Annotated in this window: 7 protein-coding genes, 4 tRNA genes and 1 pseudogene; 5 read left to right on the top strand and 7 right to left on the bottom strand. The window is 74.7% G+C overall.

Annotated elements, in window-relative coordinates:
- Window positions 1-868 precede the first annotated feature (868 nt).
- A pseudogene (locus IF30_RS0121320) lies at window positions 869-2,215 on the bottom strand (protein kinase domain-containing protein); the annotation flags it as partial.
- Window positions 2,216-2,619: 404 nt separating this feature from the next.
- Between IF30_RS0121320 and IF30_RS0121315 the strand changes: the two are divergent.
- Entirely contained in the window at window positions 2,620-2,823 is a 204-nt protein-coding gene (locus IF30_RS0121315; protein ID WP_030240813.1) for a hypothetical protein, read from the top strand.
- Window positions 2,824-3,072: 249 nt separating this feature from the next.
- Here the strand turns inward: IF30_RS0121315 and IF30_RS0121310 are convergent.
- The 4 genes from IF30_RS0121310 to IF30_RS0121295 all read right to left on the bottom strand — a co-directional run bounded on the left by IF30_RS0121310 (window position 3,073) and on the right by IF30_RS0121295 (window position 3,478).
- Window positions 3,073-3,144 (bottom strand) — tRNA-Val (locus IF30_RS0121310).
- A gap of 41 nt (window positions 3,145-3,185) precedes the next feature.
- Window positions 3,186-3,257, bottom strand: a tRNA-Val gene (locus tag IF30_RS0121305).
- 34 nt (window positions 3,258-3,291) lie between these two features.
- A tRNA-Cys gene (locus tag IF30_RS0121300) sits at window positions 3,292-3,365 on the bottom strand.
- A 40-nt stretch (window positions 3,366-3,405) separates the two neighbouring features.
- A tRNA-Gly gene (locus tag IF30_RS0121295) sits at window positions 3,406-3,478 on the bottom strand.
- A 378-nt stretch (window positions 3,479-3,856) separates the two neighbouring features.
- Here IF30_RS0121295 and IF30_RS0121290 point away from each other — a divergent pair.
- The 3 genes from IF30_RS0121290 to IF30_RS0121280 all read left to right on the top strand — a co-directional run bounded on the left by IF30_RS0121290 (window position 3,857) and on the right by IF30_RS0121280 (window position 6,729).
- The gene (locus IF30_RS0121290) at window positions 3,857-4,948 is read left to right on the top strand and encodes a chorismate-binding protein (RefSeq protein ID WP_030240811.1); all 1,092 of its coding nucleotides are present in this window, start codon (window positions 3,857-3,859) and stop codon (window positions 4,946-4,948) included.
- Between the two features lie 13 nt (window positions 4,949-4,961).
- Window positions 4,962-5,792, top strand: coding sequence for an aminotransferase class IV (locus tag IF30_RS0121285; protein ID WP_030240809.1), 831 nt, complete (start codon window positions 4,962-4,964; stop codon window positions 5,790-5,792).
- A 91-nt stretch (window positions 5,793-5,883) separates the two neighbouring features.
- Window positions 5,884-6,729 carry a GNAT family N-acetyltransferase gene (locus IF30_RS0121280; RefSeq protein WP_030240807.1) on the top strand — a complete coding sequence of 282 codons (846 nt, stop codon included), beginning with the start codon at window positions 5,884-5,886 and terminating at the stop codon, window positions 6,727-6,729.
- 7 nt (window positions 6,730-6,736) lie between these two features.
- On the opposite strand, the gene IF30_RS0121275 is transcribed toward IF30_RS0121280, so the two are convergent.
- On the bottom strand, window positions 6,737-7,237 hold the full coding sequence (locus IF30_RS0121275; protein ID WP_030240804.1) for a DsbA family protein: 501 nt from the start codon (window positions 7,235-7,237) through the stop codon (window positions 6,737-6,739).
- 110 nt (window positions 7,238-7,347) lie between these two features.
- On the opposite strand from IF30_RS0121275, the gene IF30_RS0121270 reads away from it, so the two are divergent.
- Window positions 7,348-7,836 (top strand): hypothetical protein, encoded by a 489-nt coding sequence (locus IF30_RS0121270; RefSeq protein WP_030240801.1) that lies wholly within the window; start codon window positions 7,348-7,350, stop codon window positions 7,834-7,836.
- A gap of 43 nt (window positions 7,837-7,879) precedes the next feature.
- On the opposite strand, the gene IF30_RS0121265 is transcribed toward IF30_RS0121270, so the two are convergent.
- Window positions 7,880-8,449, bottom strand: a complete 570-nt coding sequence (locus IF30_RS0121265) for a CGNR zinc finger domain-containing protein (protein ID WP_030240799.1) — start codon at window positions 8,447-8,449, stop codon at window positions 7,880-7,882.
- Window positions 8,450-8,500: the final 51 nt, after the last annotated feature.

Below are 8,500 nucleotides of genomic sequence, written 5' to 3'. Positions count from 1 at the left end.
CGCAAGACGCTCGGCTGGGAAACCCCAGCCGAGCGTCTGGCTAAACTCCTCGCGGCCTAGACAACCGACCACGTGTTGCAACGACCACTAAAAACCGCCACGTCTCCGCCGGGCCGCAAAAGCCGCCACCGCGGCATGGGAAGTCGGCCCGTCCGACTTCTCGTGCAGGCCCTCCGCGGCCGCCCGCCCGCCCTGCTCCGGGCCGAGGCCGGGGACCGCGCCGGAAGGAAGCGGGCGAGCCCGACCGCCCCCGCGAACGCCGGGCCGGGCCCGCGTCCGGTCAGCCCGTGGGCGCCGTGGGCGGGGCCGGGGCGGCGGCGGGGGGCGCCGCAGGGAGGCCGGACGGGCCGGCGCCGGGCCAGGACTCGTCGAGGGTGCCGTCGGCCCGGACGGTGTAGCGGGTGGAGGTGACCGCCCCGGTGGCGGCCACGCGCTCCTCGCGGACGACGGTGCTGCCGTCCAGCCGCCAAGTGGCCGCTGCCTGCGGGTCCGCCACCGAGGTGCGGGAGGTGGTGGCGACCGGGGTGTCCCCGGCGAAGGTGTAGAGCTGGACGAGGTCGACCGGCGCCGAGCCCTCCGCCCGCCGCAGGACGACGACCGCGGCCGGCAGGCCCCTGTACCTGGCCGGCAGGACGGCGCTCAGCGCGACCTGCGGCCCGGCCCCCGCCGAGCGCCCGTCCTTCAGCGCGATGGCCGGCCCGCCCGCGCCGTCGGGGTAGCTGCGGTTCGGCCAGTCGACCGCCGGCAGCGGCCCCTGCGGAGGCGTCAGCGCCCCGTCCGCGGCCGCACCGCCGCGCGCCGCCGCCGGCAGCGGGGCGGTCGATGCCTGCGGAGCGACGTCCACCGATGTGTCCGGTGCCGCCAACTGTCCGCCGCCCGAGCCGACGTTCGCACTCGCGACCGTCCCCGCCGCGGGCCGCAGCCCCTGGTTGCTCCGGTTCTCGCAGCCCTGCGCCGCCGCGATGGCCAGGGCCACCCCGACCGTCACCGTGACGAAGACGACCAGCCGCTGCCGCAGCAGTCGTTGCCGCGCGGTGCCGGGCCGCCCGCCGGGGGCGGGGGTGTGCTGGCGGTCCCGGGGCCTGGCCCGGTCGTGGGCTCCGGGGCGAGCCGAGGGAGGCGTCCGGGTGCGGTCCGTCCGCAGCGGCCGGGTCACGGGGGTGGGCTCGGGGCGGGGCAGGGGTGCGCCCGCACCCTGCGGCCGCCGCCCTGCGGTGCCCGCCACCTGCTTCTCGGACCGCCCGGCCGTCGCCCGGGCCCGCGCCGAGGCGGGCGGTTCGGGCGAGTGCCCGGGTGCGGGAACGCCCGGCCGGGCGCCGTCGTGCGGGCCGGGAGCGGACGTGCCGCGCCCGGGCCGTGCCGGGCGCGCGCCGCCGGCGGAGGCCCCGGTGGCGGCGCCGCGTGCCGCCAGCTCGCTGAGCCGCTCGTGCAGCGCCGCCGCGCCGGGCCGTTCGGCGGGCTCCTTGGCCAGGCAGGCCCGGATGAGTGGCGCCAGCTGGAGCGGCACCGCCGACAGGTCGGGCTCCTCGTGGACGACCCGGTACAGCATCACCTCGGAGGACGCCCCGGATCCGAACGGGGTGTCGCCGGTGAGCGCGTACGCGAGGGTCGCCCCGAAGGCGAACACGTCGGTGGCGGGTGTGACGGCCGCCCCGCGGACCTGTTCGGGCGCGAGGAAGCCGGGGGAGCCGACCGCCGTGCCGACGTGGGTGAGCGTGCTGGCGCCGCGCGACCAAGCGATGCCGAAGTCGATGATCCGCGGGCCGCGGGGCGAGAGCAGGATGTTGGACGGCTTGAGGTCCCGGTGGACGACTCCGGCCTCGTGCACCTTGACCAGCCCGTCGGCGAGCGCGGCCCCGATCCGGGCCGCCTCGGGCCAGTGCAGCGGTCCCTCGTCGCCGACCCGCTTGTAGAGCGAGGGGCCGGGCACGTACGCGGTCGCCAGCCAGGGCCGGTCGGCCTCGATGTCCGAGCCGACCACGCGGGCGGTGCAGCCGCCGCGGATGCGGGAGGCGGCCGCGATCTCGCGAGCGAAGCGGGTGCGGAACTCCTGGTCCTCGGCGAGTTCGGCGCGGATCAGTTTGAGGGCGACGCGCTGCCCGCGGCGGTCGGATCCGAGGTACACCACCCCCATGCCGCCGGCGCCCAGTCGCCGGTGCAGGCGGTACGGCCCGACGATGCGGGGGTCCTCACGCCTCAGCCGCATCATCGCCATGTTCCGTTCCCCGTCAGGTGTGGGTGAGGGCCCGTCGGTTGGGCCGTCGTCAGTTCCTGTCCGGCACAGCTTACGGACTGCCCGCTGCGGTGTGCTGATACGCAACACCCCGAGCCGCCGTGCGATTGTCCGATCGTGCGCTGACCCGCAGGTCAGAGGGGCGTCGGATCGCCCCTCGGGGTTACCCCTCAGGGTTCCCCCGGGGGTCGGGCGAGGCTTCCCTCCCCCTGCGGTAGTAGGCCCCGGGGCCGAGCGTCATCCTCCGGGACGTCCGAGGAACAGTACGACGGCATGACGTCCGGCGCGCCCCCGGCCAATAGCGTTGTGCCCAGCGGTGGACGGGGAGCTCGTCCCCCGAGGTACGCCGTTCACCGCGCCAACTCGACCGGATCAGGAGCAAGGGCATGGCACCGCAGCTCATGGGTACGCCCCGGCGCCGTCGGCCGGCCTTCGTCCAGTCCCGGTCCACCACCGAGCAACCCACCCGGCACCCTGCGGTGGCGCTGGCCATGGCCCTGCCGTGCGCCGTGCTCCTGGTGCTGCTCTTCGGCGGTTGGGACCAGATGGTGGGCCAGGCCGAGGCCGTCGCCGATCTGATCTCCCGCTGAGGAGCACCTGAGAAGGACGCCGTCCCCCAGGGGACGGCCACAGAACGGGCACCGGTCCCCAGGGGACGGGGAGCGGTGCCGCCGGGGACGCCGCGGCTGCGATGACACGCGGACGGGCGAGGAGCGGTACGCAGGAGCGCCCCGGCAGGCGGTTGAACCAGTGACCCCTACCGTGTCAAGGTAGTGCTCTCCCGCTGAGCTAATCGCGCCTGGTGTGGCGGTCCTGCAGCAGACCCGGAGGGTCCGACGTGCGCGATACTGGGATTGAACCAGTGACCCCTACCGTGTCAAGGTAGTGCTCTCCCGCTGAGCTAATCGCGCCTGGTGTGGCGGTCCTGCAGCAGACCTCGAAGGGTCCGACGTGCGCGATACTGGGATTGAACCAGTGACCCCTACCGTGTCAAGGTAGTGCTCTCCCGCTGAGCTAATCGCGCGGGGAGGTCTCCCGGAAGAACCGGGTGAGCCTCTTGGAGGTGGAGACGGGATTTGAACCCGTGTACACGGCTTTGCAGGCCGTTGCCTCGCCTCTCGGCCACTCCACCAGGCAACACACGAAGAACGATCTTACACTGTTCTCCATCGAGCGGACGACGAGATTCGAACTCGCGACCCTCACCTTGGCAAGGTGATGCTCTACCAACTGAGCCACGTCCGCCTGTCTCCCGGGACTTCCACCGTTTTTCGCGGCTGCGCTCCCTGGCGACGTGTTGAACTCTAGCGGATTCCTGGGCCAGCTAAAAATCCGTTCCCGCAGCGTGCCGAGGGGATGCCTTCGGCGTGCCGTTCCGTCAGTGCTCCCGGACGGTCACCGGCCGCCACCTGCGGAGCTTCCGGACGATCACCCGCCGGCCATCCGACGCACACCCGCGGGACGCCCGGGACCGCCCACGCCCGAGCGGCCCACGCCAGGGGCGCGGCCCCGCCGCACGCCCCCGCTCACGCGCCCGGTCGCGCGATCGGCTCCCCAGGGCCGGGGCCGCGCCCCCGACCTACACTTCAGGCACCGCCGCCCCGCACACCGCGCAGGAGAACCGTGTCCGGCCACCCCGACCCCAGCACCCCGCTCGCCCGCTTCGGCGGCCGCCTGGCCACCGGGCTGCGAGACGTCACCTCGGACCCGGCCGCCCTCGACTCCTCCGGCTACTGGGCCGTCGCCTACGACTTCGAGGGCCGGCTCACCTGCGCCCGCTTCGACGAGGTCCGCCCCGCCCCGGCCCCGCCCTCCGGCGCCGGCTGGCGCGGCCCGGACGCCGGCAGCTGGCACAGCTCCCTGGACCGTGCCGCCTACACCGCGGGCGTACGCCGCATCCGCGAGCACATAGCCGCCGGCGAGGTGTACCAGGCCAACCTCTGCCGCGTGCTGTCCGCGCCGCTGCCCGACCCGGACCTCAGCGACGTCGACGCCCTCACCGGCCTCCTCGCCCACGGCAACCCCGCGCCGTACGCCGGCACCATCCGCCTGCCCCGGCACGGCGTCGAGATCGCCACCGCCTCACCCGAGCTCTACCTGCGCCGCACCGGCCGCACCGTCTCCTCCGGCCCGATCAAGGGCACCGGCCGCACCGAGGACGACCTCCTCGACAAGGACCACGCCGAGAACGTCATGATCGTGGACCTCGTCCGCAACGACCTCGGCCGCGTCTGCGAGACCGGCAGCGTGACCGTCCCCGACCTCTGCGCCGTCGAGAAGCACCCCGGCCTGGTCCACCTGGTCTCCACCGTCGAGGGCACCCTGCGCGAGGGCGCCGGCTGGCCCGAGCTCTTCGCCGCGAGCTTCCCGCCCGGCTCCGTCACCGGAGCCCCCAAGTCCAGCGCCCTGCGGATCATCGACGCCCTGGAGACCGCCCCGCGCGGGCCCTACTGCGGCGCCGTCGGCTGGGTCGACGCCGACCGGGGCGAGGGTGAACTCGCCGTCGGCATCCGTACCTTCTGGCTCGACCGGTCCGGCCCCGGCGCGCCCGTGCTGCGCTTCGGCACCGGCGCCGGCATCACCTGGGGCTCCGACCCCGAACGCGAGTGGGCGGAAACCGAACTGAAGGCCGCCCGCCTGGTCGCGATAGCGTCGGGCAGCGAAACCGATCCGGCCGGGGCGTGCGCCGCACCAGCCCCACCGGCCCACCGCTGAGGAGCAGCCCTCGATGCACAACCGCACCACGAGCTGGGTCAACGGCACGCTCGTCGACTCCGCCGACGCCGCCGTCTCGGTGCTCGACCACGGCCTCACCACCGGCGACGGCGTCTTCGAGACCATGAAGACCGTCGACGGCAAGGCCTTCGCGGTCACCCGCCACCTCGACCGCCTCACCCGCTCCGCCCGCGGTCTCGGCCTGCCCGACCCCGACCACGACCGGGTCCGCGAAGCCTGCGCCCAGGTCCTCGCCGCCAACCCCGCTCCGCTCGGCCGCCTGCGCGTCACCTACACGGGCGGCGACGCCCCGCTCGGGTCCGAGCGCGGCACCACCGGCCCCACCCTCGTCGTCGCCCTCGGTGCGATCAACCGCCGCCCCGACGCGACCGCAGCCGCCGTCGTCCCCTGGCGCCGCAACGAGCACAGCGCCGTCGCCGGGCTCAAGACCACCTCGTACGCCGAGAACGTCGTCGCCCTGGCCGCCGCCCACCGCGCCGGCGCCTCCGAGGCCCTGTTCGCCAACACCGCCGGCCGGCTCTGCGAGGGCACCGGATCCAACGTCTTCGTGGTCGTCGGCGGCCGGCTGCTCACCCCCGCCCTCACCTCCGGCTGCCTGGCCGGCATCACCCGGCAGCTCGTCATCGACTGGTGCGAGGCAGAGGAGACCGACCTCCCGCTCGACGCCCTCCAGGAGGCCGAGGAGATCTTCCTGACCTCCACCACCCGCGACGTCCAGGCCGTCACCCGCGTCGACGACCGCGAGCTGCCCGGCATCGGGCCCGTCACCGCCAAGGCCATGGCCGTCTTCTCCGAGCGCAGCGGCGACGACCTCGACCCGTGACCCACACCCCCGCCGCCGCTCCCGGGGAGACGGACCGGCTGCGTGGAGGCCCTCGTGGATAACCTCCCGAGCAAGGGGAAGGGAGCACCACATGACCACCACGCTGCGCCCCGAGGGCCCGGAGACACCCACCGCGGCCGGCGGCCGCACCAGACGCTGGCGGATCCTGACCAACGGCCACCCGGTGGGTGCGCTGCGCACCACGGCCGTTCCGCACGGCGGCCGACTCTCGGGCGAGATCGACGAGTTGGAGATCTCCGAAGGGCGTGGCCGGGGTCGCGGCACGTTCGGCGCGCTGGCCGCGGAGGAGGTGCTGCGCACCTGGGGCTGCACCCGGGTGGACGTCCGGATCCCCGAGTCGGCCCCGATCGCCCGCGCCCTCGCCGCCACCCTCGGATACACCGAGCGGATGCGGACCCTGAGCAAGCGCCTGGCCGCGCCCCCCGCCCTGCCCGCCGGTCTCACCGCGAGGCCGATCGATGCCGCGGCCCTTCCGGCCTGGCTCGACCGGGCCGCGGAGGACTACGCCCGCTGGCTCACGGTGTCCGGCCTCAGTGAGGAGGAGGCCCGCACCATGTCGGCCGGCGGCCGGCCGGACCTGCTCCCGCAGGGCGCCGACACCCCGGGCGTCGTCCTGCGCAGCCTGTACGGCGCCGACGGCGGTCCGCAGCCGTACGGCTCGATCTGGGTGGACCTCCACCTGCGCGACCTGCCGGACGGCGAGCCGCTCGCCTGGGTGATGGTGGTCGAGGTGTCCCCGGCCCACCGGGGCCGGGGACACGGCCGCGCCCTGATGCTGCTCGCCGAGCAGGAGTGCCTGGGCGCGGGGGTGCGCAACCTCGGCCTCAACGTCTTCCCCGGCAACGAAGTCGCCGTCCGGCTGTACGACTCGCTCGGCTACCGGATCACCAACCGCCTCTACGGGAAGGCGCTCTGACGTCGCGTCAGGAGGCTTTCGCCGCCTCGATGACGGCCGTGATCCGCTCCCGCAGCCCGTCCTGGCTCTGCCCGCCGTCGAGGCGCTTGCCGCCGATCACGTACGTCGGCGTGCCCGTGATCCCGATCGCCTTCCCCTCGGCCTGGTCGGCGTCCACGGTCAGCATGTGCCGCCCGTCGATCAGCGCGGTGTCGACCTCCTCGACGTCCGCCCCGACCTCCCGGGCAACGTCCAGCAGCACCTGCGGCCCGCGGGCGTCCAGCTCCTCGACCCGGGCCAGCAGCGCCTCGACGAACGGCCAGCCCAGCCCCTGGGCGAACGCCTCCTCGGCCGCCTCCGCCGCGGCATAGGCGTGCTTGTGCTTCTCCAACGGGAAGTGCCGCAACTCGACGGGCAGGGCGTCGCCGTACTGCGCCCGCAGCGCCCGGACGTCGTCCAGCGCGGTGCGGCAGTCGGGGCACTGGAGGTCGCACCAGAACTCGAGCCGGGGGAGGGAACCATCGATCATCCCCCCAGTGTTCCATTAGTGGGTGACCGCCCCGGCCGGCGGTGCGCCCGACGCCGGACCGACAGGGAGGCAACGATGACCAGGACGACCGGACGCGAAGGGGCGGTCCCGTGCTGAGCGCGGCGGTCAGCTTCCTCCTCACCGCGGGCGGCGTGGCCGTCGCGGGCCTGCGGGCCTACCGCCGGCGCTACCTCTCGGCGACCCGCTGGTTCGCGGTGGCGCTGCTGCCCGCCGGGCTCTACCTGACCGGCCTGTTCCCGCTGGCGAGCACGATCGGCCGGGCGTTCACCGACTGGGCGGCCAAGCTGGTCCTCGACCCCCGGGTGTGGGCTGGCATCGTCCTGCTGGGCGTCTCCGCCGTGCTGCTGGTCGCCACCCGCTGGGCGGGCCGGCGCGGCACCGCCGTGGAGGCCGCGCCGACGCGCCCCGCGGCCACCGGTCCGACGCCCGAGCGCCCCGCCGTGGCGCCGGCAGCCAAGGCCTCCCGGAACCAGGCCGGAGGAAAGCCGGCCGGAGGCAAGCAGGCCGGAGGCCGGCAGGAGGACGGCCTCGGCGACTTCGCCGACATCGAGGAGATCCTCCGCAAGCGCGGGATCTGACCGCAGCCCCCGGAGCCAGGTGCCGGAGCGGGCGCCCCGCGGGTCAGGCGGAGGGGACGGCCTCGGCCGAGCGCTGCCGTGCCCGGTAGGCGGCGACGTGCAGCCGGTTGCCGCAGGTCCGGCTGTCGCAGTAGCGCCGCGAGCGGTTCCGGGAGAGGTCGACGAAGATCCGTGCGCAGTCCGGCGCCTCGCACTGGCGCAGCCGCTCCTGCTCGCCCGCCATGAGGATGAAGGCCAGCGCCATGCCCAGCTCGGCCGCGAGGTGGTCGCCGAGGGCGGCATGCGGCGCGAAGTAGTGGATGTGCCAGTCGTGGCCGTCGTGGTCGGTCAGCCGGGGCGTCGTCCCCGCGGCCGCGACGATCGCGTTGACCAGTTCGGCGGCCTCGGCGGTCGACCCCGCCCCGAACACCTCGCGCAGCCGGGTGCGCAGCTCGTGGACCCGGCGCAGGTCGTCCCCGGTCAGCGAGTCGATCTCGCTGATCTCCTGGCGGACCACGAACGCCTCCAGCGCGGCGACGTCCGGCAGCCGCTCGGCGCCGCACACCTCGGGCGCGGTGTTGAGCAGTTCCACGAGGATGCTCAGCGCGCACTCGGTGTCATGGGTGATCAGCACGTTGGGGGCTCCTCGCGCAGGGGGACTCCGATACCCCGCGTCCACGGTTAC

This window comes from Streptomyces sp. NRRL S-350, assembly GCF_000719705.1.
Taxonomy (GTDB): Bacteria; Actinomycetota; Actinomycetes; order Streptomycetales; family Streptomycetaceae; genus Kitasatospora.
The sequence above is the reverse complement of the archived record's forward strand: the minus strand, read 5'-3'. Positions and strand labels throughout refer to the sequence as shown.

Coding starts and splice junctions, on each gene's coding strand:
- IF30_RS0121285 (WP_030240809.1), top strand. CDS start 4,962: ATGCACAACCGCACCACGAGCTGGGTCAACGGCACGCTCGTCGACTCC.
- IF30_RS0121280 (WP_030240807.1), top strand. CDS start 5,884: ATGACCACCACGCTGCGCCCCGAGGGCCCGGAGACACCCACCGCGGCC.
- IF30_RS0121315 (WP_030240813.1), top strand. CDS start 2,620: ATGGCACCGCAGCTCATGGGTACGCCCCGGCGCCGTCGGCCGGCCTTC.
- IF30_RS0121275 (WP_030240804.1), bottom strand. CDS start 7,237: ATGATCGATGGTTCCCTCCCCCGGCTCGAGTTCTGGTGCGACCTCCAG.